The following is a 24,018-nucleotide window of genomic DNA, read 5'->3' as shown; positions in this document are numbered from 1 at the left end:
CGGCATCCATGCTTCCGTCATGGAAGAATTCGAAAATACGCTATCATACCTCTTAACGCGCGTGTCCGTGATGAGCGACGACACACATCCTAGCTCTGAAGCGATCCTTAAAATCCTTCCGACACTAGTCGAGGAATTAACGGAAGGGATCGCGATCGGCCGGCGTTCAGGCGCAAATACTCCGCTATTCTACGTGAACAAAGCCTTCGAGCGTTTAACAGGCTACCCTCGCAACGAGGTCATCGGAAAGGATTGCCGCTACCTTCAGGGCAACGAGCGCGACCAGCAGGAGATTGCTCGTATTCGCAAAGGGATCGAGGCTGCGGAGCCCGTCGATGCGACGCTGCGCAACTATCGCAAGGACGGAACGGCGTTCTGGAACAGTCTCAGTCTAAGGCCTGTCCAAGTGGGAAAGGAGCTTTTCTACGTCGGTATAGTGCGCGACGTCTCGGAAATCCGCCAAGCCAACAGCGCTCTGGATCGTCTCGCCAACCTGGACGGCACCACAGGATGCCTGAACCGTCAGTCCTTTCTCGTTGCAGCCGAGGAACGTTTTTCGCCGCATTCAGATTTGACAGTTCTCGTTGTGAAACTGGATATAATCGACTTTCACGACCTCAACACCGGATACGGTTTCGAAGTCGGGGATGCCGTTCTTTGTGAGGCCGGACGACGGCTAAGGGAGGTGGGTGCTTCGCTTGTGTCCCGGATGGGCGCGAACGAGTTTGCTTTAGCGTTCGAGCTTCCGGATGAAATGGACGTAGACGCAACCGTTGCGTCGGTATCCGCCTCGCTTGCTGCAGAGTTTGCGGTGGCAGGCGCCAGGGTCTCCCTACGGTTTGCAATCGGATATGCGATTGGCAAGCCTGTAAGCAGCACCATTTCGCTGATAAGGAACGCCGGCACCGCACTTTGGGCAGCCAAGTCCGACCCTCTAGCTGGTCCGCGCCAGTTTCGGGACGAGGACGATGAGCAGGCGCGCCGCCGTTTGAGAATGACGCGCGAATTGAAGGTCGCGGTTGCGAATGACGAATTCGTCTATCACTTTCAGCCTCAAGTGGACCTCCTCACAGGTCAGTGGGTGGGCGCTGAAGCATTGATCCGCTGGAACCATCCGCTGTTCGGCACTCAGCTTCCCGGCAATTTCATCGAGACCGCGGAGCGATCGGGTCTGCTGCTCGATCTGACCGAGAAAAGCCTGGCAACCGGTGCGGCATTCGCCCGGCAGATAAACGCGCAGCGCGACAAGCCACTGCGTCTCGCGGTGAATGTGTCAGCCGGAGAGTTCCTGCGGCATGACATGGCCGATATGCTGGAGCGTGTTCTGCGTGCAACCAGCGCCGACCCGGCATGGCTGACCCTTGAGATCACGGAAAGCATGTTCCTCGGCGATACGCCCGGCGTGATGGACGCGTTCCAGCGACTGCGACAGATCGGTGTAGGGCTTTCGGTCGACGACTTCGGTACTGGTTACTCGAACCTACGCTCTCTCGAGACTTTCCCGGTGACAGAGATCAAGATAGATCGAACCTTTATCAGCGAACTTACGACCAGGCCTTCGAGAAGGGTCATCGTCCAGGCCATCATCGACCTCGGACGGGCTCTGGACTTGACGGTAATTGCGGAGGGTGTGGAGACTGAGGACCAGCGCGCAACGCTCGCTGACATGGGTTGTCAGGTTGGACAAGGCTATCTGTTCGGGCGCCCTAGCGATGCTGAAACTTTTGCAGGCGGCCTGACATGAAGTACGATTGATAAAGGTTGCAGCGGGCACGCGAGTTTATCTTTAGCCCGAAGTTGACCGTTAGCCATTGACGCTGCACGCGATCAGGTCCTGATGGCTTTCGCCGCCTTAGGAGACAGCTTGCTTGCTTTAAAAGTTCCCTGCGCCAGTCGAGAGTGGGTCCAGGGAGCCTTTGTTTAAAGAGCAGATCCGGTGGTTTTCCCGAGCCATATAAGAAAAACAGACACTGGCCTGCTGCCGGTTTTTCGGACACCGAGTTAGGCTAATCCCACTTTGATTTCAAATTCCATCGGGCTGAGATAGCCCAGTGTCGAATGCCGACGCTTCGGGTTGTAGAAGCGTTCGATGTAGTCGAATACGTCCGCTTTTGCATGATCTCTGGTTCTGTAGACCTTGCGTGCTGTCCTTTCCGTTTTGAGTGATGAGAAGAAGCTTTCCATTGCGGCATTGTCCCATACATTGCCGGAGCGGCTCATCGAGCAGGTGATGCCGTGATCGGCCATGAGGCGCTGGAACTGCTCGCTGGTGTATTGGCTACCCTGGTCCGAATGATGCAACAGCGCATCCGGCTTGCCTCTGCGCCAGATGGCCATGATCAGCGCGTCGGTCACGAGTTGGGAGGTCATGCTGTTGTTCATCGACCAGCCAACGACACGACGAGAGAACAGGTCGATGACGGCAGCCACATAGAGCTAGCCCTCAGCCGTCCATAGGTAGGTAAAATCGGCCACCCACTTCTGGTTCGGCCGACCCGCTTCGAACTGCCGGTCCAGCACGTTCGGCATGATGACCGGGCGCTCACCGCCATCTTTCGGCAGCCCGCGTCGCCTCGGCCTGGCCCTCAGAGCATTTTCGCGCATCAAGCGTTCGATGCGATGCAGGCCGCAGAAGAAGCCTTCGGCGAGAAGGTCGTGCCAGACACGTCGGGCACCATAGGTACGGTCACTGTCTTGGAAGCTGTCCTTGATCTTGTCGAGCAGAACCTCATCTTGCCTGGCATGTCGGCTCGGAGAACGGTTGAGCCAGGCATGGAAACCAGAACGAGAGACCCCCAGCGCTTCGCAGAGCCATGCCACCGGCCAGATCGAACGGTGCTTTGCAACGAACGCGAACTTCATATCACGTCCTTCCCAAAGTAGGCGGCGGCCTTTTTTAAGATATCACGCTCCGCCTTCAGCTTTGCAACTTCCTTGCGCAGCCTCTCGATCTCAAGCTGCTCAGGCTTCATCTGTCCGTGGCCGGGAAAAGCCTGCACAGGGTCGGAGCCATATTCCCTGACCCATTTACGCAGGACGTTCTCGTGAACATCCAAATCCCGGGCTGCCTGCGCAACACTGACGCCCCGCTCTCGCACCAACTTCACCGCCTCAAACTTGTACTCGCGGCTGAACTTCCTTCGTTGCATTCATGCGCTCCAGCTTCATTGGAAACACCTTAACTCGGCGTCCATGAAACCGGCAGCAGGCCACACTTATTGACTTACTGAAAGTGGAGCGCTGGTTCGAGTCCTTTCAAGAGCTTAATTAGCACATGGCGGCGCGAAAATGGTTTGAGTTCCACTCTGGCGTTCGTCATGCAATTGCATTACTATCTCCTTAGATATGGGAGATAGCTATGGCTGCAAACGCTCTTGTCCAAACACGCATTGATTCCGACGTTCGGGACCGTGCCTCCGCCGTGCTTGAGAGCATGGGACTTACGGTATCTGATGCGGTCCGTATTTTGCTAACCCGTACAGCCAACGAGGGTGCGCTGCCACTTGAGCTTCTTTCGAGAAGTGAAGCGCATGATGCTTGGTTTCGCGCGAGGGTGCTCGAAGCGTTGAGCGATACTCGACCAGATGTGTCCGATGAAGAAGTCGGTTCGCATTTTGCGCAACGTCGAGCGGCGGCCCGTCGCAAATCCGTTGCATCCAAATTGTGAAGCTCACTTGGTCTGCGTTTGCATTATCGGATCGCGACGGCATTTTCACATATACTGAGGCAGTCAATCCTTCAGCCGCCATCTTGATCGACGAACGGATCGTGGGCGCCACTCGTCGCCTAATCGATTTTCCCGCGAGCGGGCGCGTTGGTAGGATTGCCGGGACGCGCGAACTTGTGATCAACGGCACGCCTTATATCGTGGCATATACCGTTGCCGAGACAACAATCCGTATTCTTCGCGTCCTACATGGTGCGCAGGAATGGCCGGACTCATTGCCAGGCGGGTGATTCGACTCCAATCGGCGGGGCGGCAGTTCGTATCCCTCCTAGACCAAAAGAGATCTCGCAGCCATTTGGATTTGAGTTTCTCGCCGCAGTTCCCGTCATGGACGCGTTCCTATCCCTAGCCTCGCATGACCAATTGCCAGCCGCTCCCGACAGCGGCCGACATCGCTAGGACCGCGATGACGGACACGCAGAGACGAAAGATGGCGAGCGCTGCCAACACGGTCAGGACCAGCGACGGCAGGAGCAGCGATCCGGGGACAGGCGCGTCGAAGGTGAGCGGACCTAGGGCGACAGACTTGACCTTGGCGAACGGCACGTTTGTGCCGAACCAGACTGCGAGGTTAGGAATGACTCCGACGACCGCCGCCGTGATTGCCGACATCGCGCCGCCGAGCGCGACGTTGCCGCGCATTTTCTCGATGAGGGGCGCCCCGGCGAATATCCAGAGGAGCTTGGCAGGGAGGTCACCCAGGTCGTCAAGATCGCGCCAAACGTCGCCGCTGCCAGAGGAGACAGTGCCCCCGGATCGCGATAGCCCGCGAGAAAACCGACAAACTGCGTCACCATGATGAGCGGACCGGGCGTCGTCTCGGCCATGCCAAGGCCATCGAGCATTTCTCCCGGACGGAGCCAGCCGTGGTTTTCCACGGCAGCCTGAGCCACGTAGGCAAGGACCGCATAGGCGCCGCCGAAGGTCACGACGGCCATCTGGCTGAAGAACAGAGCGATCTTCGAGAACACGGTGTCCCAGCCGAGCGCCAGGACCAGCCCCGCGACGGGAATGAGCCAGAGCGCCGCCAGAGCACCGGAGGTCTCGAGCGACCAGGCGAGATTGGGCCTGGCGTGATGCGGGATATCCTCGCCGAGAACGGAATTGCTGTCTTCCAGTATCTTGCCCGATCCCGACTTGTGCCCAGCCTGCCTTGAACGCGGGAAGACCCGCCCGCCCGCCCGCCCCCCGATGTAGCCTACAAGCCCGGCCGCGACGATGATCAGCGGGAAGGGCACGTCGAGGAAAAAAGAGCGCTACGAACGCTGCCGCCGCGATGGCAACCGAGACGTTGTTTTTCAGCGCCCCACTGCCGATCAGGAAGACCGCCTGGACGACGACGGCAAGGACGCAATCGTGGTCGCGCTGACTTCAACGGTTTGAGAGGCGCATGGACGATTGCGCTCAACTCCGCGATTTCCATCTATGCACGCCGACAAAATGCGCCAAACCGACCATCAGCAGATAATTTGGCAGGCTCGACAGTAAGCTTTAAAGTGTGAGTAAGTCCTAAGAATGGGCGGTGCCTGGCTTGCCTTTGTGCGGTTTCATTAGTTGCGTTTCACATGAACGGTGAGAGCGCCGCGGGGATACCGAGAACGATGGTGAGGCTCAGGACTATGCTCATTGCCAGCTTCAATCGATTGCGTTTACGCGTCGTTTCGCCGGTCCAGTCGTAGGCCATAGTTGTCCCTTCATAGGCATGCAAGCCGCATACTGATTTGCGGAAACGCAAATCTGTCCTCGGCATCGGCGTAAGACAACCCGTTAAATCTTGGGGCTCGGATGGTGGATAGGGAAAACCCGGGAGCGCCTCGTGACGCTCAACCGGGTCCCTGCGGGATCGATCTGATCTAGGTATCGAATCGATCCGTGCAGCTCGTGTGTTGGAAAGTATGGGGATAGGGGGCCCCACTCGCTTGGAGCAGCGGGCATGTGCCTCTCCCAGAATTCGCCGAGCGCGATAGGCGTCAAATGGAATGGGCTCGTTGGCGTGTCTAATTTGCTCAAGTCGTTTATCTATATCGGCAATTGCACGAGCCAGATCGTCGGCCGGCGCGTGTTTTGGCGCGATGCGGCGAAGGTACCGGTGCGGCATGTTCATTCCTCGAATCAGGCTCCATCCTGGAGCCCGGCCAACCTATCCTTCTGTTCGATCGATCCAAGCTACCGGAGATTGCGCAAGGCCTTTTGGTCTTCAAAACCTTAATTCCCTCGAGCCGCTGTCGATATTCGTACTAATTTCATACACCGTTTACACAGGATTGAGTGCCGGCAACGATCGACTTAAGGGGCGGTCATAGAAGTGTTCGAGTACACCTGATGCCCATCGACCGGCTGATTTTGATCCCGAGCTTCTTCATGACGGTGTAAAAGAAAATGGCTATTGAGGCATCCCAGTGCTTACGACATAGGCCTTTACCATATAATCGAGTTTTTGCTTCCGCCAGGTCCGTGTCAAAGCTGCCAAGCGGAGGAAACCAATGACCATCACCCCAGTGAAAGTCACGGTGAAGCATGCTGTTTTGGTCGAGGGATACAAAGTCCATTACGGAATCTACGTCGGACAGAAGATTTCGGGACCTGAGATTGAGCAACAGCATCACCGGAAGCAGCTCTTTTTTGCTGCATTTAGTCGAACCGGCCCGTGGGAGGACGTCAAAAATCGTAGAACGGTTTGACGTCGACGTTACCGCCCTTGTCTCCACTGGGGCAAAAAGCCGATAAACACGGAAGCGGATACGATAGGCAGCTTTGGGTCGGGTCATATGGCCTAGGCGAGCCACGGAAGACATTTCGAAAACGTGCCGATTAGCAGACCAATTGTTGGTGTTCCTTGAAGTACCGTCGTGTGATTTCTGTTGCATCGACTGGTTTGCTGAAGAGGTAACCCTGGAGACGGTCGCAACCCGACAGGCGAACGGCCGTAGCCTGCGCTTCGGTCTCGATTCCTTCTGCCGTTACAGGCAGATTCAATGCGTTCGCAAGGGCTATCGTTGCATGCAGCACAGCTCCGCCATTGCCCTCCTTGTCAAGGTTGAAGACGAGGGAGCGGTCGATTTTCATGCTATCAAATCCGAACTCTCTTAGTGTGCCAATACTGGCATAGCCGCATCCGAAGTCATCGAGTGCGATCTTGACCCCCAGTTTACGCAATCCGTCAAACGCTCGCTTTGCCTGGTCTGGATTAGAGATAAATACCCCTTCAGTTACCTCGATTGTCAGGCGAGCGGGGTGGAAACGATATTCCTCGAGCACCTCTTTGATCTGCCTGCAGAGATAGGGGTTCTTTAGTTGAAGAGGAGAGATATTCACGGCCACCCCTATAGACGGCCATTGTGCACTCTCTTGAATTGCCATTCGCAAGACCTGAAGACCGAGTTGATCGATCAAACCGGCCTTTTCAGCGACGCCAATAAAGGTCTCTGGCGATATCGGTCCTCGTGTCGGACTGGTCCATCGTGCGAGAGCTTCCACGCCTCCGATCTCGCGGGTGGATGCCTCGATCAATGGTTGGAATACGACGTGGATTTCGCCTGCCAGGAGACCCAGGCGCAGCTCTTGCTCGAGTTCAGCATGCCAAATCGCTTCTTCGTCCAAGCCGGGTTCGTATTCAACCGCTACACCTCGCCCGACGCTCTTTGCCCGGTATAAAGCGAGATCAGCGCGCCGGAGAAGTTCAGTGCTGTCCAGCGCACCGTTCCCGGCCCTTGCCCAGCCGATACTGCCACCGATCTCTATCGTTCTCCCCTCGATTTTGAACGGTATCGATAGCGCGCGGAGGATGGTTTCATGCACGGTGAAATTGGATCCGATATTATCGGTTGCGCTCAGTACCGCGAATTCATCGCCACCGAGACGTGCCACGATAGCGCTTACAGGAAGGCCCTCTAGGAGTCTCACGGCAACTGCGTTAATCAGTTTATCGCCAACCGGGTGTCCCCACGCGTCGTTAACTGGTTTGAAGCCGTCAAGGTCAAGGATATATAGGTTTGCATTGGATCCTCCAGTCTCGGGACGTAGCATTTCATCGAGCTGTTCCAGGCACCCAGCTCGGTTCCAAAGGCCTGTAAGGGCATCATGGCGTGCCTTGTATCTAGAGACCTGTTCACTTTTCCGCAGGCCACGAAATATCAAGAGTCCGCAGATCACCACAGCTAGGAGTACAGATACGAGCACTATTGCAGCTAGGATAATCGTTGGCCGCGCACGATTATAGCTTGCAGTCCCAGGATGCATCGGCGGCCACGTCACCCTTCCGATCTCATGGCCGTCAATATCCAGCACGTCTGCATGCAGCATCGCTGGGTTTCCCAGCCCAACCTCCACTGCCAGACCTGCAATACTGAATGTCCGAGCGATCTCGGCTACGACGTTCGCACTCATCTGCTTAGAAAAGAGGAGCACGTTGGCGTTTTTCATGTCAAATTCGGCATCATCGGCTGGCTGAATTGCCGCCGCGCCAACCAGTGCCATCCCCTCGCTCGTTTTTGCAAAAGCGACAGGAAGGTCGTCCGCGGCATATTCAACATCACGCGCGGCGGCAACGATTTTGGGAAGCTTACCGAGAAAGAAACGCTCAACAGCTTCGTCGGTCAGGGTTATGCCCTTATGGTAGGCCATTAAGGCGCTACCTGCCGCGTCTAAAACGATTGCGGTATCATACAATGGGTAATCAGCGGTTGTGGCTCCCCAGTTTTCAGTTGCCCAGGCCTGCGCTCCATTTCCCTTAAGGCTTAAGTAAGCGTCGTCCCAATAGGCGTTGTCTCTGACGGTTGCGCCCAGTTGTTTTCTCAACGCGTCTAAAGCGCCTTTCGCTGCTGCGAGCGCGCGCATATCGTCCATCTCGTCAGCCGATGCAGCCATGGAGGAGATTGCGGCTGACACGACATATGCTAGTCCACCGAGCGTTGATAGAATTAGTGCGCTCGTCATCGAGACGGCAAAAAGGCGGGCGCGAAGTCGCGGAGTAACGGTCATAGTCAATCCATGACGACAAGGATGCCCACACATCGGGCGGTTGCTCGGCGTCATGCCTGCGTTCAGCGTCAGCCGGCAACCGTAGTACAGGTAACTGAATCGTCCGTTAAGCGAGCTCTGTACGGTAGCGGACCAGACGCCCAGCATTTTACCGCCGGGGAGGGCAATCTTCTAATCCGGACTGTTCGTTCGGCGAAACCGCTTTTCGCGCGTCACCCAGATCGGGCGTGTGGACCAACCGATACCGTGCCTCGATAAGATTGTATCCGCCAAATGAGAATAGACCTAGTGCCGCCAGTACATAGAGGATCCCTCCAAACGGCAGTTGACGCAACCAAATGAGTGCATCAGCAAGGCTGCCTGCTTGTTGAGGATCGAGAGTGAACGCCGCATAACAGAAGAACACACCGGCGACCGCAAACAGGACGCCGCGAGCGCCAAGCCCGTACACGCAGATGATTTTTATCAGCGTGCTACCCCTTGCCTGCGGTTCAAGGTATCGCTCGTATTTTCCCATCACGCCTTTTGCGACCGTGACCACGCCCCCGACCAAGAAACCGGACCCGATCAACGCTGCGAAGTAGCGACCAAACGGTTGCGCCATTGCCCAACCGGCGAGGTCCTTTTCACCGTCGGAGCTTCGTGCAGCCGCAATGCCAAACGCGTGGTCAAAGCTGTAGTACGCGAGGCTTATGTAAACCGCCGCGCTGCCAAACAACATGGCCCTGACCGTGTAGCCCTTGAAGTCCTGCTCGTGATTGTCAGCGTTAGCGATCGATTGCGCCAGTCGCCAGGCCACGAACCCAACAAGGCCTAAGCCAATCAGCCCAAGCCATAACCGGCCGAATGGTTGGTCAAGCAGGGAATCGAGCGCAGAATTCGTCGTCGCAGTTCCCGTGTACAGTGCCAAAGCCGCCAGAAGAAGGAACACGATCCCTCGAGCGACATAACCACTGCGTGCCAGGATTTGAAAACCAATTCGTCGATTCATGGGTCACTCCCCGTGTTCGCGTTTGGAACGCGAAAGGAGGCGTCTGGTTCTCTCTATATCGTGAGACCGGCTGTCAAACGCTCAAAATTGTGAATGCTGCGCCAGCGGCGTCGTCGTCCTTGCCGCGTCTTCGAAAGCGCTTCCGCACTGGCTAGTTTACTTCCCCCGTTCGTGACGGTTCGCTTGCGCCGGCACGATCTGCTCTCGCCATGAGAATTGTCTCGATCTTTCCAGCTGGGACATCATCGATGATCTTGATGGTGCCGGACTGGTGGAGTTGAGCGAGCCCCTCCGGGATCGGGACGTTGCTGGCAGCTAATATTGCCTTGATGTCCTCAATCGTCTGCTCGAGCGAAGCGATCGTTGGTTCGTTGTTCTCCAACCGTGTTAGGAGATACCGATAGAGAGACCTGCTCATTTGCCTGAACTCCAGGGGTGTTGTGGACATATGTTCGAACGCGAGGGACAACATCACGGGTTTCCGTTAACGTCCGAGGCCAGATACACCTTCGTTGAAGGCGGCGGGATCTCCACACCCAGAACAGCAAGATAGGCGGAAATTCCAAGCATGCAGAAGACAATAATTCCTACGGGAAGGCCTACGCTGAACTCTTGATCGGCCGACTTATCGAACGCGCGTTTCGCCATAATTTAGTTCCTTTTCGGAAGTACGAAGGGGCGGTGATGCTCGCCCCTTCTCCAGGGTCTCAACTCGTCGATCACGCGGCGATGACGTAAACCACCTCCAAAGTGCCAGGTTCGACGATGATGATGCGGCCATCGGCCAGCACGAAATATTCGTAGCTGCGGTAGGCCGGTACGATTTCGATGATGCGGGACGGCAACGGACGAAGCTCGACCGTCCTGGGAACGACGACGCCGACATTGACCTCGATATCGAGATCAACGGGCTCCGCCTTGGTCTTGACGATCACGTTGCGAATCTCTGCGCGCTGCTCGGTCGTAATATCGATGCTCGCCGTGATTTCGTTCGACGGCTCGCTTGTCGCGGCCTCATTGGATTGCTCGGTGGCTGGGGCGTCAGCCGAAGCTTTGGCATCTTTTTCGACAGTTGCGGCCGTCGAGGGTTGCCCGTTGGCGTCAAGCTGTGGGGACTCGGCATTGCCTTCGTCCACGCCGCTACCCGCCGATCTGGCTGTCTCGGAGTTGCTGCCGCTGCTCTCGGACTGCGCAGAACTTTCAGCTACAGAACCGTTTTCGACTTTCTTTGACGCAGCAGCATCGGCGCCAACTTCACTTCCTTCCACCGAAGTGTTCGCGCCGGCCCTTGTGTCCACCTCGCCGGACGCTCCGTCCTGGGGGAGAATCACCTTTGCACCGTTCTGCGACTTCCCGGCGCCATCTACGGACTGGTCCTGTGCGATGGCCGTTCCACCCATGAAGGCAGTGCTGCCCAGCAGGACAGCAGCGATCGCTTTTCTCGAGACGATATTCATGAGGCTCATTCCTTCCGATTGTTGCTCTGTGCGCTTAGAATGCACACGGAGCCGTCAACGGAAGACCGCTGGCGGTGTTCCAGGGATTAGGCTTCTGCCGAAGAGGACAGGACTAAAGTCTTTCCCAGACTGGACCGATGGACCGGTCATTCCGACATCAGTCCCGACTTCAGCCACATGAATGAACGTATAATGTTCTTACGCGTTTCATCGGCAAGAACGCAGGATGTGTATGATGAAGCCCTACAAACCCGCAACCGCAGTGTTAACGATCAGCATCGCCTTGGCGGTCGCTGCAGTACCCGTTCATGTCAGGTGGAAGGCAAGCGCCCCCTCCATCACGCTTGCCAGCGCGGATGCGAAGAACGGCGGCGGCGGGGGCGGCAAGGGGGGATCTGATAGCAAAGGCGGCAAGGGCGAGTCCGACGGCAAAGGCAAGGGGCCAAATGGCTCCAATGGCAAAGCAAAGGGTCGCGCTGCCTCCGTAACCAAGAAGGAAGTCACGCCCAATTCCGTTGCCGTTCGCTATCGCAATGGCTACCAGGAGCAGGTCGTCAAAGGCCGCTTCATCATGAAAGATCCGAGAGGTCGAACAATTGTCAACCGAAGGGCAACCGCGCAGGACCGTATGCGGCTTTGGCTCAAGACGATCATGCCCTAACCAGCGGATGGCCGGTGCGTTTCACCTGCATCCCGGAAGGCCATCGCCGCCTCGGTCCGGTTGCTGACGTTCAATTTAGTGAATATACGCGTCAAATGATGTTTAATCGTCTTCTCATGAAGGTCGAGATCGCGCGCAATTCTTTTATTGCTCAACCCCGCTGAGACGAGGCGCAGAACGGCGTGCTCGCGCTCCGTCAGTTCCCCAATCCCTACTGGTCCTGCAGAGGCCGCTGTGTGCGACAAACCTGCGATCATCCGCGCGGATAGGGTTGGCGAGAGGTACATCTCCCCGCCCTGTACAGCGCGCAAGATTTCCGAGAGCATTCGAGATCCGACACCTTTAAGCACGTAGCCCTTGGCTCCCAGCTTCAATGCCGTTGCGATATCTGAATGACATTCCGATACGGTTAGCATGATGAGTTTTTGCGCCGGCCGCCGATCCAGGATCGAGGCCAAAGCATTGAGGCCACCTCCCGGCATCGAGATATCTAACAGCATGACGTCGGGATCAACCTGTTGTGCGATCGCCAGGGCATCGTCACAACTTCCGCCTTTACCGACGATGTCGTAACCACCAATCTCGATTAAGCAACTCGCTACCCCCTCCCGGAAGATGGGGTGGTCGTCAACGACCGCAACGCGGATGGTATTCATGTCGATGTCTCCATGTCGTGGAGCGGCAGTCTCATTGTCACTATTGTGCCAGCGGGGGCAGTCGCTACGCTGAATGCACCACCTAGGCTTTCAACTCGGTCTCTCATTCCGGCCAAACCGATGCTGCTACCACCTGAGCTCTGACGTAAGAGCCCAGGCCCTGCGTCGCCGACTTGGACCTCGATCCCATCACCATAGGGCGCTATGGCGATCCACTGCCCTTCCCCGGCAGCGTGTTTGTAACCGTTGTTGAGAGCTTCCTGAATGAAACGATAAATGCAGATTTTTGCCGCTATCGGCAAAATCGAGACTATAGCACGATTGTGTAGTTCGACTGCCGTGCCGGTGCGCGCGCCATAGCTGTTTAGCAACTCTGCCAACATCTCTTCGAGACTGATTGATTCGATATGCGGCAGCACCAGTCCGCTGCATATCGTGCGTATCTCAGTCATAGCCTCATCAAGACTGGTCTTGATGACACTGACTTCTTTCTCCCGGCGTTCCGTGGAAGTGGTGGGATCAGTCAACAGACCGCTATCGACACGCAAAGCGGCGAAGGCGACCAGTTGCGCCGGACCGTCGTGGAGGTCTGCTCCGAGATTGCGAAGATAGCTTTCGTTCAGGGCAGTTGTCGCAGCGGCTGCGCGCTGAATTCGAGACTTCAAAGCGTCATTTTGGCTGAGAAGCTGTGTGAGTTCCGAAACGCGAGACTGAAGCTCCCTACTTTGGTGGTCGATTGTCCTGCTTCCTCGGAAAACGATTGCTGACAGCGAGAGAAAGAACGCAAGCGTGACAGTCGCCACCGCGCTCCAACTCTGCCATCGGGCCACGGACAGATCCGCCTTCAAACCCTGTGCAACTTCGTAAAATTCCGTGACAGCAACAACTTCACCGGACCATGGTTGCAGAAGCGGGCTATAGATCTCGAGCAGCGGAAGGCCAGACTCCCGCTCGGCCGCACTTTCGATATCGTCGAGTTCGTCGAACTCGGCAACAAGCTCTCCGCCGAATGCCTTTTTCAAATCCTCACTTGGCGTAAACTGTCCTCCGATTTGAGACGGGTCACTCGAATACAGGATCCGGCCGTCACGAGCCCATAGACGAAATGCTTTTAGCCGCTCGCCCAACGGACCTTGCGCAAGGGTTTCATCAAGGGCGCGGCTACTCGTCTCATCGAGAATATCGTTGCTCGCCATATCAGGGAGGAGAGGAGCAATTATGCTATCGACATATAGAGCTGTGGCAGAGGCGGCATTGCGAGTAACAGTCTGCTCGATAAGCTGTGTCACGAATAACCCGACAAGGGCCATCGCCGCCAGGGAGAATGCGCTGCCGGCGATGAAGAACTGCCGGGCGAGGGTTTGACGCCCCCAAAAAGAATAATGGGAGGTCGGTCGTTCCGATCCTGTACACGCGGGATCCGATGCGTTCACGCGCGTTAGCACCTTCTGTTCCCTTCGCCTCCATACAACACACTACCCAAAGATGATCCGACAAACGAGCAAACGAGGGGTTAGTTCCATGTGGGGGACCGCCTGCCGTCGGTAAGGATGGCAGGCGGAGTTGCGTCAGTTGAGTACCTGCACCACCGTGTAAGTGCTGGGATCGACGATGACCCTCTGCTTGTTTACCACAGCGTAAGCGTAGGTCGGGTCTTCGGGGATCGGAGTCAGCACCACGGTCTTGGGCAAGGGCTTGCCGACTTCCACCACTTCCTCGACGACGATCGTCTCGGATGGGATAGGTTGCTGCTCGACATAGGTAACCACCTTGCGCGGCGGCGGGTCAAGCGCAGTGCCTGCTATAGCGCCGACAACACCACCGACCACGGCTCCTACCGGACCACCGACGACTGCACCAGTTACCGCGCCACCGGCAGCACCGGTGACGGCGCCATCATTATCGTCATCGGCCATCACCGGCGATGTGAAGAGAGCGGCCGCGATAGCAGCCGATGCAAGAAGGTTGAGTTTCATTGTTCCACTCCTTTAGGTTGGACGGCAAAGGAAGCGGTTTGAGTGAGGAAGGTTCCGTCGTAGGACCAATGCCGATCCGATAGGGACAAAGGTCTGATCCGCGCGCCAGACCGGAACTATTTTTTCGGCCCGTCATTTTTACAGCGCGACATAACCGTTCGAAATGAGGACGTTACCATGAAAAAACTTTTCCTAGCCGCAGCGCTTGTCGGTGCGTCGACCCTTGGCGCCTTTGCTCAGACGTCCACCACGACGACGACGGAAGGCGACACCCCGGCGGTTGCTACACCAGATACCAAGAATGCGACCGCGCCGGTCGAGGGTGCCAATAGCTTCACCGAGGACCAGGCGAAGGAACGCATAAGCGAAGCAGGATATGCGGATGTCACCGGCCTGACGCTCGATGACAAGGGTGTCTGGCAAGGCAAGGCGATGAAGGACGGTAAGGCTGTGGCCGTCGCGCTCGACTATCAGGGCAACATCGTCGCCAAATAACCTTCACGATTCAGGAGATTTCCAATGAAAACCGTTACCGGACTGTTCGACGAGTATTCGGATGCAAGCGCCGCCGTCAGCGCCCTTGAGGCACGAGGCGTGCCGTCCAAAGATATCAGCATTGTTTCCAACAATGCCGACAAGCGACATGGCAATGACAAAAATGCCGCGGAAGGTGCGGGCACCGGCGCCGGAATCGGCGCGGCCGTAGGCGGCGTTGGCGGCTTGCTAACCGGCCTCGGAATTATGGCCATCCCCGGCGTCGGTCCCGTCGTTGCTGCAGGGTGGTTGGCGACAACGGCTGCAGGTGCTGTTGCGGGAGCTGTGGCTGGCGGTGCCGCCGGTGGCCTTATCGGGGCCCTTACGGAATCTGGCGTGCCGGCAGAACACGCACATGTCTATGCGGAAGGTGTTCGCCGCGGTGGAACGCTGGTGACAGCGCGCGTGGACGAGAGCGCATACGCGGAAGCTGAGGCCATCCTTCGCCAAAATAACTGGGTCGATCCGACGGCGCGCCGCGCGGCCTATTCTGAGCAAGGCTGGTCGCGCTTTGACGACAGTCTCGACCCCTATGGCCCGGCGGAGATCGAAAAAGAGCGGCTACGATATCGCCGCTAGCTTAAAAAAGCAGGCGGCTCTGGAGCCGCCTGCCATCGTAGTCTGGATAATACTCAAAAATCGGAGAACAGTCATGAATCGCATCATTTACATTGTTGGCCTCATCGTCGTCGTCCTTTTAGTTCTTTCATTTCTCGGCCTGCGCTAAGCCGCCAAATGCGAACTGCGCCAGGCGCTCCATGGAGGTGCAATTATGAAAACGTTGGCGGCCCTCATCGCGGGCCTTCTGCTTTCAGTTGTTACATTTACAGCCGGTGTGCTCGGTTCCGTTTTCTATCTCTCAACACCTGAACAGGCTTCGATTTCAGAAACTTCCGAAATATCGGATTTGTGGACCACAGAGCCCACCGTCGTCACGCGCAACGAGCAACAGCTGGAACGAGATGCTGCTCGCCAGGAATCTGTTTTGCACACCGGATCGATCAGCCCAGACATCGAGAGCGTTGAACGAGAAGTTTTATCGAATGACGAGTCGGACGCGCTGGTTTCTGGCTCGATCGACGAACAAGACAACCAACGTGCCATGACCTTGCCGCGCGAACATGTGCAATGGTGTATGTCGAGGTATAATTCCTACCGAGTCGACGATGGCACCTATCAACCCTACCACGGTAAACGCAGGCTTTGTGTTTCTCCCTACATGGCAATTGATAGCGAAATGCCTCTTGAGGAAAATGGAGCCGCCGACGAGGTGCTTTCGAGCGCACGCCGTGCGCTTGGCGACACGGTCGTGACAGAAATCGTCGCGGAATTGGACAGCCATGTCTACAGGTGCAGCAAGCGCTATAGGTCTTACCGCCCTGAAGATAATTCATACCAGCCGTTCGACGGGGGCCCCCGGCGTCAGTGCCGGTAAAACCAATGCGACCTGTGGTAACCACTTGTTTCCATGCTCAACTTCAGCGTCGGGCGGAATACGGCGAACGCTAAGAGGAGCCCACAGGAGGCTATGTATGCTCAGCATAGCTTAGCGCCAAAGTGGGTATTTGGATCACTGAAGCGTTGATGTCGGCGGTCGGGTCTGTCAAGACCAAGACTATCCACAGGTATTCGATCTCGCCCATCACGCGTGATGGAACGCTACGCAGCTTGCGCTTTTCGTCCTTAGTATGAAGTCCTTTTCCGCAAAGAGAGCGTCGCGAAGGGATCGTTACGATTTATGTTGAAGCTGACAGACGCCCAATCGAATGGTCATAACGTATGTCTGTTTCGCTCCGGACCAGTCGGTCATCAAACCATCTGGCGCTCAGCAAGAGTCTCGGCCTAACGGTTGTCGTCGAGGGCATCGAACCGAAGCACAGCGAGTTCGCGTGACCGCTAAAGCTCCCGATTCGTTGCAGGGGTTCATGTTCGGACGTCCTGAGATCATGAATCGAAAATCGTCGCTCCAGAGGAACAGTCGCACGCGACACCCAAGCCGCGCCCAGCTTTTACGCGTCGTTAACCATGATCCGCTAGTTTGGAATTTCCGACGCGATCTCCTCCCTACGCGTCGATGAGAAAAGCTTGGGCCGTGAGACATCGTCTCCGGCCCTTTTTTCATAATTCGTCCTTGAAAGCCGCCGAGGTGACCCAATTGGCCAGCTAACTGACGGTTGAAATAAGGAACATCAAATCTAACGACGGTCGACAAGATGGGCGGAGGTGCTGCCGAAACACTGGATATTAGAGAGGCTCTGCCGAAATTAAATCCATGCACCGCCGCTACCACACCGGAAACTGTTCGTCCTGTCGCCAAGGGCGACTGTTTCTATTTCGCAATCTATCTACAGATGACATTTACGCGCACTGTGAAGAATGCGAATGGGCATACCTTACCCCGGCGGAGATCGATAAGAGGGGCGGATTTCTCACTCTTCTAGAAGAGTTCGACGCCGTGTACGCCGAAAGCGACGAGATCTCCCGGAGCGTCTGGGCCAATTACACAGTCGTGGCGGTTGATGTCCAGGATGAAACACGAGATTGCGGCAGGGCTTAAAAAATTGGCGATGCGATCACGATCTCTACGCCGCAGCAGTCAAGGCTATTGCACCGCACATTCAACGCCGGAAGCACTACGATGATCGGCACCTATATCGACAACTTCATCGTGTTTTGCGCCGGTTTGTGGATGATGCGCGTGGCTTCGGGTATTTGGCCTTGTCGCGAAACCCGGTGCACGAGTTACCGGTGGCGCGTCACTTTAAATAGATGGGCCTCCTTTGCTGCTCGTCATCACCATTGTCGTAGGAGTTGCGTCATGGCCTCAACCTCAGAACGTGTGGGATAATCACGAGACTGAAGAATGCCGCTGGCGCACATGCCGACTGCGTTATCGTGTACCGTATTAGTGGTAGCAGGCTGGCGCCTGGCGTGGTTGGTGGGCCGCGCGCCATGTTTTGGACAAAGAGGCTGCGCCGCGATGTTACGCAGCCCCCTGAGGGCGGCCGGCGGGGAGGGGCTTGATTGGAAGCACTGATTCGGCTGCACTGTCACAACTGTGTTCGGCGTCGCTTGCTTCATAGACCGGTGGCCCGATTTCCTGTCCGAGCGATGAAAGATGGATAATGCCGCCACCCAATCAACCCTGCAAGGACGCCGTGCTCGTCGAACTGGGCGCGGTCGGATGCACAGCCAAGAACATCGTCGACCTCCAGTTGGTCGGCCACCTGGTTGCCGCGTTACAAGCAGCAACAGATTGTCAGCGCTCTCGACATGCTCGCCTATGCGAAGCGCCTCGATTGCATTGGCGGGAGTCGGGTGCGGCTTTGGCGGTAACTGAAAGGGACCGCATTCTGCATGAAGGTGCCCCAATCGACCTTAGTGCTGCAAAAGACGCTCGTTCGAACGGTTTTGCCAGGTTGCACAGGCTAATCGCGAATTTGGCACGTGTTCCTTGAGAGGGGCGGCCTATTCCTGGTCCACTGGGTTTCCGCCAGCGTCGATATTGATTTCAACACGGGCCTTGTCGCTTGTGCGGTACTGGATCTCATAATACCCGCGGTCGCTCCACGACATTTCGTCGAGGCGCGCAAAGTCGGGCCTTGCTCCGATAAGCGATAAAATTTCCGACGGTTTTTTCCCCGCCTGCGGAGAGGATTTTTCGGCCTGCTGCTGGGCCTGTGCTGGCCACGCGCAGATGGCGACGATACCCACACCGAATATCAAATTTCTCATAATGATCTCCGTTTCAATAACGGAGGCGAAACGAAGATCTCGGACTTAGGTTCCCATGCTCGATCCCAGGAGTGTGGGAAGCGCCCGGGTCTGGAGGCGCAGGAAATGAGCGGCAGCGCCCGTTTTTCTCAGCTCCAGTAAGCCAAGGCGCCCGGAATCAAAAGGGCCGCAGAATACCGCGCCCTCGAACGTCCCGTCAGCTTACCTGACTGCTAGTACGGCGACACGCATTTCGCCCTGACGCCTGCGTAGGGGATGTAAGTGTTGTCGTAGGCGCGATAGGTTCTATACCGGTTGGCGCACCATTGAGCGTGCGACCCGCCGCTGTACGACGGTTGATTGCTGATAGCGCCACCAATTATCGCGCCTGCACCAAAGGCGGCCAGCGGGTACCAAAAGCCATCGCTGTTGCGGCAGCCTGCGCGGCGGTCGCGATAACCGCGATGCCCATTCCAATCCCGCCGTTCAGCGCGCCAGTTGTTACCGCGACGATTGTCATGTCTGTCCCATCGCTGGGGTCTCATTTCCCTATATTGAACCGGCTCCACGTCCGATCCAATCTCCACCGGAGGGGACCAATGGGGGCGGCGTAGACAGGGCCACGGACGTCATGGCCATTACGCAGCCACGACGCCTACGGCTATTATGGAAATAATATTCATTATGGTGCCACCTTGCTTCAATTCCGTTGATAATAAAGGGGCGCAATGAACGTAAGGTGAAAGGCGCGAAAGGCGTGTCGGATATCAACGTAAAATGATCTAGGATGCTAGGGAGTTCTCGCCCTAAACTAAAAGGGCGCGGCTGTGCAGCGAAGCTCCATCGACGTTTTCCAAGACGGCAACGAGTGGGTTGTCGTGCCTAGCGCGAAGGTTGATTAAGCCCGGGGTCCTAGTTTCCAAGCTATGCTGAAAAACATTTAATAAGGCGCGGAAAGGCCTTAAGTTCATAGAGCCCGAGCTTGTTAGCAGGATGTATTTTAAGGCAAGGTTCGCTTCGCTCTCGCGGATCGTCAAGACCTCGCCATCGATTGAAACGACGAGCGCGGGTATGCTATTGCTGCTTGTCCATTCCAAATCCCTATGTTTGGTGTGGACATTGCAGCAGGCGGGGACTCGCCTCGAAATCTTTTCCCCGCCTGCTGCTGCTATCCGGCCGAAGCTGGCATTTCTTCCCCCCTCACACGCTCCATCCGTACGCTTCCACGTATGATTTCGCTCTTCTGTGAGCTTCCATTGCGACGCTCCACGGAGGACCGTGTTTCCAAATTCACGTGAGTTTCGTGATAAAAAATGTACTTCAGCCGGATCGGGCTTGAGTTCCTGGAATAGGCAAAACCTATGGGGACCAGCATGGCGGGCTTGCGTTATTTCGCAGGCAACTGCGGCTTGTCGCTAGGTGATCTGTCGCAAAAGTCGTTCGATCTCAGGTGACAACGGCTCTGTATCGGAGTTCTCAGGCTGAGACCGGATCCGTGCTATCGCATCCTGCTCGTACCAAGCGACAAGAGCCGATGCTATGCTCTCAGCTGCTAAAGAGTCTCTGGCCGCACCGTTTTCTTCGCACCATGCGCGAAGGATTCTCTCGAGCATCTCCAGATCTCCGGGCGACAGGGCTGCCTTTGATGTTGCAGTGGGTTGATCGCTCATATCAAGCTCTCGTTACAAGCTAATTCGGGCAGCAGTGCTAGAGTGTAGAAACTATCAGTACCGCCTTACCCGAGGCGTACCTTCTTTCATAAACTTCCAACGTCGGTTTCATAAATCTGGTTGCGCGCCGAAGTCCGTCTTATCATGCGCTTATCCCATCGGAGCAAGGCGTCGGCGGTTCAGATCCCTTCAAGAGCTTAGACGCACATCTATGACCGCCTTGCCGTCCTGATCGAAATTGTCAGGGTAGAGCGCCAATATTTCGCGCGCCACCAGCTCTTGGAGGCGCCACAGGTTGCGGTCATGGATCCCGTGGTCTTCAAGCTTAGATACGGTGTGAAAGAGGTATTCGGCGCCCGAGCCGACATGGCCACAGGCTCGGGCCAGTGTCCAAGCAACCTGCTGGAGAGGAAGATGGCGGCTAACGCCGACACCTCGCGGTGCGGCATAAAAGACCAGCGCTCGGATCGGCCCTTCATTCGTGTTCACATGAAGCCATCGAACGGAACGAATATCCTCGCGATATCCAATTTCACGGTCGACGAGTTCATAAATGGCAGTCTCCCGATCTGCTTCCGGCACCCGGTAGGCGAGGCCGGTACAGGATCCACCATTGTCCAATGCCATCATCAGGCCAGGCTGAGCTCGGCTCCCCCGCCAATTCTGCAATTCGAGGCAAAAAGAACGATGCCATCCGTAGGCAACTGCCCGGCGCTTCTCAGCATATTGAAAAATAGGCTTCCAAATAAGCGAACCGTAGGCAAATACCCAAAATGGACCGCGTCCGCTTTCAATGACGAGACGCTCGCCGAGGACGACATATTCCGCATCACTCATTGGTGTGAGCGCGGGATTGCGGCCTTCGTCCTTCTCGGCTCGCCAACACCGAACGACAAGATCTTCCGTAAGAGCCATCACACCCTGACGCATCGCCTAGAGTCTCGTTTGCGGGTCCCAAAGTTTCCCCGGAGCTTCAATTTCGGTCATTATTTGCCGTTCCCGAGATTTGCCGCTGAAGAACGCTCGTCCCGCATACATCCCGCCCACGAGCTCCAGCTCAAGGCGCGCGCCATCGCGTCTTCGAAGATCGTCTGAAAGACGCGAGAGCTCTTCCGGTGTGGCTTCGAGAGCCTCAAGAGCTTTACTGCCGAGCATCATGGCGGACTCAAAGGTTTCTCGCACTTGGACATCGGCGCCTGACCTAATCAATTCGAGCGCATGTCGCCGATCCGTCGCGCGAGCGACGACTGGTTTCAAAGGAAACTCGGACTTGAGCAGGCGAACAACAGCGGTCGCATCATCACCGTTGTCTACGCATACAACGATCAACTTGGCCCTTCCTGCGCCAGCAGCTTCGAGAATATCGAGACGTGTTCCATCACCGTAGTACACATCGAACTGAAACTCACGAGCGACATTGATCATTTCGACATCGGTATCGATGATCGAAATCTCATGACCTCGGGCTAACAGAAGCTGGCTCACCACCTGTCCGACCCGGCCGAAGCCGATGATCAAAACACTCCCTTGCAAATTTTCGGGAATTGCCAGGTCTTCGACCCGTAACGAACTTGCACTTTCGAAACGCTTTAACGCCCAAATCATAAGTGGGGTAACTACCATCGACACGATAATGATCGCTGTCAGCACGGCATTCTGTTCCGATGTGATGATCCCGAAAGAATAAGCCGATGCATAGAGCACAAAGGCAAACTCGCCACCCTGGGCCATAAGCACTGCTCGTTCGGCGGCTTCCCAATGTGAACTTCGGAGCAAGCGAGCACAGCCGTAAACAGCTATCCCCTTCACGATCATGTATGCCGCCACATAGAATGCGATCACCTCCCAATTGGCCGCCACGACACCCAAGTCCAATGACATGCCGACAGCAAGGAAGAAGAGGCCCAGAAGGATGCCGCGAAATGGCTCGATGTCTGCCTCGAGCTGGTGTCGGAAAGTTGACTCGGACAGGAGAACGCCAGCCAGGAACGCGCCCATCGCCATGGATAGTCCACCGAGCTGCATCACGTAAGCCGCGCCGAGTACGACAAGCAACGCCGCCGCTGTCATTACCTCACGCGCCCGCGCGCCGGCTATAACCCCAAAAAGAGGATTTAGAAGATATAAGCCAGAGACCACGACCCCAGCTATCGCCGCAACACCCACACCTATCGCGACCCAGTCAATTCCTTGCCCGCTCGAAGCCGAACCGGGAACGATTGGGGCAAGAAAGGCAACCAACGCAAGCAGCGGTACGATCGCCAAATCTTCAAGGAGCAATATCGATACAATGCGCTGGCCAGGCGGCGCAGAGATAGTGCCTCGCTCCTCAAGGAGTTGCATCACGATCGCTGTCGATGTCAGTACGAAACCGGTCCCGGCAACGAATGATGGAGCGATCGGAAAGCCTGTCGCTATGCCCACGGTTGTGAGACAAAAAATGCAGATGCCGACCTGAAGAACACCGAGGCCGAAAATCTCCTTACGAAGTTCCCAAAGTCGGGACGGTCGCATCTCAAGACCGATCAGAAACAAAAACATGACAACGCCAAGCTCAGCGAAATGTAGAATGGATGTCGGCTCCTGCAATACGCGTAACCCGAATGGGCCAATGACAACACCCGCGGCGAGATAACCCAGCACAGAGCCGAGCCCCGAGCGCTTGAAAATCGTGGCCGCGACAATCCCGGCGCCGAGGAGTGCTATGACGGGTAGGAGGTCCGGTCCGTGCGATTCCACTGCCATCGAACTACTCCCACTTCTCACCGTATTGCTTAATCGATCGCCATCTAAGCGGGGACTTGGAAGTCTGTGGAGACGGAGACATGCCTCCATTTCTTGATAATCTCTGAGTCCGAAACATGCTTGGCCTCTATGGCAGTAACAGTGTCGCTGCCGAATGGCATTCTGACGGGAGGTTCCTGCACATCGGCGAATGCGACGACTTGTCGAGCAAACTTGTCAGGGTCGCCTGGCTGATTATGGTTCATCGCTGTGGCGTGCTGACGGGGGGCTCCGGCAGTACCCTCGTAGTCGTCGATATGATTGCCGCTCACAGACAGGGAGCTAGTGTCCAGGAACTCGGTCCGGAAATATCCGGGTTCAATCACGGTTACATGGATACCGAGTGGAGCTAATTCAGCGTGCAGAGCTTCCGACAAACCCTCGACCGCGAATTTCGTTGAGCAGTACACGCCGAAGCCGGCTCCTGAGCGATAACCGCCGATCGACGAGATGTTCAGAATGCGCCCCGATCTTTGGGCGCGCATATAGGGAAGAACGGCTCGAGTGACGGTCAGAAGGCCGAAGACATTGGTCCGATAGAGTCGTTCCACTTCGGCGCTAGTTGCTTCCTCGACGGCTCCGAGTAGTCCGAATCCCGCGTTGTTCAGAAGGATATCAATGCTACCGAAGCGATCGGCAGCCGCGGAAACGGCGCTCTTGGCTTGTTGTTCCTCGGCTACATCGAGTGGCAGCGCCAAGAGATTGGGCAACTCTCCGAGAGCATGGGTTATCGACTGGGCGTTTCTGGCGGTGGCGACAACGTTGTCGCCGCGCTCCAGCGCGAGTTGGGTTATGCGGGCCCCAAAGCCGCGTGAGGCCCCGGTTATGAACCATGTTTTCATAGCGGTCTCCAAGGATGGTCCAGTCG

Annotated in this window: 23 protein-coding genes and 2 pseudogenes; 8 read left to right on the top strand and 17 right to left on the bottom strand. The window is 56.3% G+C overall.

The window, feature by feature from the left end; translation table 11 throughout:
- Positions 1 to 19 precede the first annotated feature (19 nt).
- A complete protein-coding gene (locus tag AC1Q6Z_RS29310; RefSeq protein ID WP_492650042.1) occupies positions 20 to 1,744 on the top strand; it encodes a putative bifunctional diguanylate cyclase/phosphodiesterase in 1,725 nt (574 codons plus the stop codon).
- A 257-nt stretch (positions 1,745 to 2,001) separates the two neighbouring features.
- On the opposite strand, the pseudogene AC1Q6Z_RS29305 reads toward AC1Q6Z_RS29310, so the two are convergent.
- Positions 2,002 to 3,149 (bottom strand): annotated as a pseudogene (locus tag AC1Q6Z_RS29305) (IS3 family transposase).
- 209 nt (positions 3,150 to 3,358) lie between these two features.
- Between AC1Q6Z_RS29305 and AC1Q6Z_RS29300 the strand changes: the two are divergent.
- Both AC1Q6Z_RS29300 and AC1Q6Z_RS29295 read left to right on the top strand, forming a co-directional pair.
- Entirely contained in the window at positions 3,359 to 3,667 is a 309-nt protein-coding gene (locus tag AC1Q6Z_RS29300) for a type II toxin-antitoxin system RelB/DinJ family antitoxin (RefSeq protein WP_492650041.1), read from the top strand.
- Entirely contained in the window at positions 3,664 to 3,957 is a 294-nt protein-coding gene (locus AC1Q6Z_RS29295; protein WP_256120293.1) for a type II toxin-antitoxin system RelE/ParE family toxin, read from the top strand. The genes AC1Q6Z_RS29300 and AC1Q6Z_RS29295 overlap by 4 nt, the downstream gene beginning before the upstream one ends.
- 115 nt (positions 3,958 to 4,072) lie before the next feature.
- On the opposite strand, the pseudogene AC1Q6Z_RS29290 reads toward AC1Q6Z_RS29295, so the two are convergent.
- Positions 4,073 to 5,077 (bottom strand): annotated as a pseudogene (locus AC1Q6Z_RS29290) (chromate transporter); the annotation flags it as partial.
- A 211-nt stretch (positions 5,078 to 5,288) separates the two neighbouring features.
- A complete protein-coding gene (locus AC1Q6Z_RS29285) occupies positions 5,289 to 5,411 on the bottom strand; it encodes a hypothetical protein (protein ID WP_492650040.1) in 123 nt (40 codons plus the stop codon).
- Between the two features lie 799 nt (positions 5,412 to 6,210).
- On the opposite strand from AC1Q6Z_RS29285, the gene AC1Q6Z_RS29280 reads away from it, so the two are divergent.
- The gene (locus tag AC1Q6Z_RS29280) at positions 6,211 to 6,408 is read left to right on the top strand and encodes a hypothetical protein (protein WP_492650039.1); all 198 of its coding nucleotides are present in this window, start codon (positions 6,211 to 6,213) and stop codon (positions 6,406 to 6,408) included.
- Between the two features lie 130 nt (positions 6,409 to 6,538).
- Here AC1Q6Z_RS29280 and AC1Q6Z_RS29275 read toward each other — a convergent pair whose 3' ends face one another.
- The 5 genes from AC1Q6Z_RS29275 to AC1Q6Z_RS29255 form a co-directional block, all read right to left on the bottom strand.
- Positions 6,539 to 8,593, bottom strand: coding sequence for a putative bifunctional diguanylate cyclase/phosphodiesterase (locus AC1Q6Z_RS29275; protein ID WP_492650038.1), 2,055 nt, complete (start codon positions 8,591 to 8,593; stop codon positions 6,539 to 6,541).
- Between the two features lie 262 nt (positions 8,594 to 8,855).
- Positions 8,856 to 9,698: a DUF1206 domain-containing protein gene (locus AC1Q6Z_RS29270; protein ID WP_492650037.1), complete on the bottom strand. Its 843-nt coding sequence runs from the start codon at positions 9,696 to 9,698 to the stop codon at positions 8,856 to 8,858.
- 151 nt (positions 9,699 to 9,849) lie between these two features.
- A complete protein-coding gene (locus tag AC1Q6Z_RS29265) occupies positions 9,850 to 10,170 on the bottom strand; it encodes a hypothetical protein (protein ID WP_492650036.1) in 321 nt (106 codons plus the stop codon).
- On the bottom strand, positions 10,170 to 10,346 hold the full coding sequence (locus tag AC1Q6Z_RS29260) for a hypothetical protein (protein ID WP_492650035.1): 177 nt from the start codon (positions 10,344 to 10,346) through the stop codon (positions 10,170 to 10,172). Before AC1Q6Z_RS29260 ends, AC1Q6Z_RS29265 begins: the two co-directional genes overlap by 1 nt.
- Before the next feature lie 71 nt (positions 10,347 to 10,417).
- Positions 10,418 to 11,155, bottom strand: a complete 738-nt coding sequence (locus AC1Q6Z_RS29255) for a DUF1236 domain-containing protein (RefSeq protein ID WP_492650034.1) — start codon at positions 11,153 to 11,155, stop codon at positions 10,418 to 10,420.
- Positions 11,156 to 11,390: 235 nt separating this feature from the next.
- Here AC1Q6Z_RS29255 and AC1Q6Z_RS29250 point away from each other — a divergent pair, with 235 nt between their 5' ends.
- Complete coding sequence (locus AC1Q6Z_RS29250) at positions 11,391 to 11,816, top strand: hypothetical protein (RefSeq protein ID WP_492650033.1); 426 nt, start codon at positions 11,391 to 11,393, stop codon at positions 11,814 to 11,816.
- On the opposite strand, the gene AC1Q6Z_RS29245 is transcribed toward AC1Q6Z_RS29250, so the two are convergent.
- The 3 genes from AC1Q6Z_RS29245 to AC1Q6Z_RS29235 all read right to left on the bottom strand — a co-directional run bounded on the left by AC1Q6Z_RS29245 (position 11,813) and on the right by AC1Q6Z_RS29235 (position 14,448).
- Positions 11,813 to 12,472 carry a LuxR C-terminal-related transcriptional regulator gene (locus tag AC1Q6Z_RS29245; protein ID WP_492650032.1) on the bottom strand — a complete coding sequence of 220 codons (660 nt, stop codon included), beginning with the start codon at positions 12,470 to 12,472 and terminating at the stop codon, positions 11,813 to 11,815. The two genes, AC1Q6Z_RS29250 and AC1Q6Z_RS29245, sit on opposite strands and share 4 nt — an antisense overlap.
- A complete protein-coding gene (locus tag AC1Q6Z_RS29240; RefSeq protein ID WP_492650031.1) occupies positions 12,469 to 13,905 on the bottom strand; it encodes a sensor histidine kinase in 1,437 nt (478 codons plus the stop codon). The genes AC1Q6Z_RS29245 and AC1Q6Z_RS29240 overlap by 4 nt, the downstream gene beginning before the upstream one ends.
- Positions 13,906 to 14,040: 135 nt before the next feature.
- Positions 14,041 to 14,448 carry a DUF1236 domain-containing protein gene (locus AC1Q6Z_RS29235; protein ID WP_256120283.1) on the bottom strand — a complete coding sequence of 136 codons (408 nt, stop codon included), beginning with the start codon at positions 14,446 to 14,448 and terminating at the stop codon, positions 14,041 to 14,043.
- Between the two features lie 177 nt (positions 14,449 to 14,625).
- Here AC1Q6Z_RS29235 and AC1Q6Z_RS29230 point away from each other — a divergent pair, with 177 nt between their 5' ends.
- The 3 genes from AC1Q6Z_RS29230 (at position 14,626) to AC1Q6Z_RS29220 (ending at position 16,417) form a co-directional block, all read left to right on the top strand.
- On the top strand, positions 14,626 to 14,943 hold the full coding sequence (locus tag AC1Q6Z_RS29230; protein WP_492650030.1) for a PepSY domain-containing protein: 318 nt from the start codon (positions 14,626 to 14,628) through the stop codon (positions 14,941 to 14,943).
- Positions 14,944 to 14,967: 24 nt separating this feature from the next.
- Positions 14,968 to 15,561, top strand: coding sequence for a general stress protein (locus tag AC1Q6Z_RS29225; RefSeq protein WP_492650029.1), 594 nt, complete (start codon positions 14,968 to 14,970; stop codon positions 15,559 to 15,561).
- A gap of 193 nt (positions 15,562 to 15,754) precedes the next feature.
- Positions 15,755 to 16,417, top strand: coding sequence for a BA14K family protein (locus AC1Q6Z_RS29220; RefSeq protein WP_492650028.1), 663 nt, complete (start codon positions 15,755 to 15,757; stop codon positions 16,415 to 16,417).
- A gap of 2,033 nt (positions 16,418 to 18,450) precedes the next feature.
- Here AC1Q6Z_RS29220 and AC1Q6Z_RS29215 read toward each other — a convergent pair.
- The 6 genes from AC1Q6Z_RS29215 to AC1Q6Z_RS29190 form a co-directional block, all read right to left on the bottom strand.
- Complete coding sequence (locus tag AC1Q6Z_RS29215; RefSeq protein WP_492650027.1) at positions 18,451 to 18,717, bottom strand: PepSY domain-containing protein; 267 nt, start codon at positions 18,715 to 18,717, stop codon at positions 18,451 to 18,453.
- A gap of 212 nt (positions 18,718 to 18,929) precedes the next feature.
- Entirely contained in the window at positions 18,930 to 19,064 is a 135-nt protein-coding gene (locus AC1Q6Z_RS29210; protein WP_492650073.1) for a BA14K family protein, read from the bottom strand.
- Positions 19,065 to 19,075: 11 nt separating this feature from the next.
- Positions 19,076 to 19,216 (bottom strand): hypothetical protein, encoded by a 141-nt coding sequence (locus tag AC1Q6Z_RS29205; RefSeq protein ID WP_492650075.1) that lies wholly within the window; start codon positions 19,214 to 19,216, stop codon positions 19,076 to 19,078.
- A gap of 1,339 nt (positions 19,217 to 20,555) precedes the next feature.
- Entirely contained in the window at positions 20,556 to 21,296 is a 741-nt protein-coding gene (locus AC1Q6Z_RS29200; protein WP_492650026.1) for a gamma-glutamylcyclotransferase, read from the bottom strand.
- Positions 21,297 to 21,299: 3 nt separating this feature from the next.
- A complete protein-coding gene (locus tag AC1Q6Z_RS29195) occupies positions 21,300 to 23,111 on the bottom strand; it encodes a monovalent cation:proton antiporter-2 (CPA2) family protein (RefSeq protein ID WP_492650025.1) in 1,812 nt (603 codons plus the stop codon).
- Between the two features lie 44 nt (positions 23,112 to 23,155).
- Entirely contained in the window at positions 23,156 to 23,992 is an 837-nt protein-coding gene (locus AC1Q6Z_RS29190; protein ID WP_492650024.1) for an oxidoreductase, read from the bottom strand.
- Positions 23,993 to 24,018 lie beyond the last annotated feature (26 nt).

Source organism: Shinella sp. GW835-FHT14H05 (genome assembly GCF_058793575.1).
The sequence above is the reverse complement of the archived record's forward strand: the minus strand, read 5'-3'. Positions and strand labels throughout refer to the sequence as shown.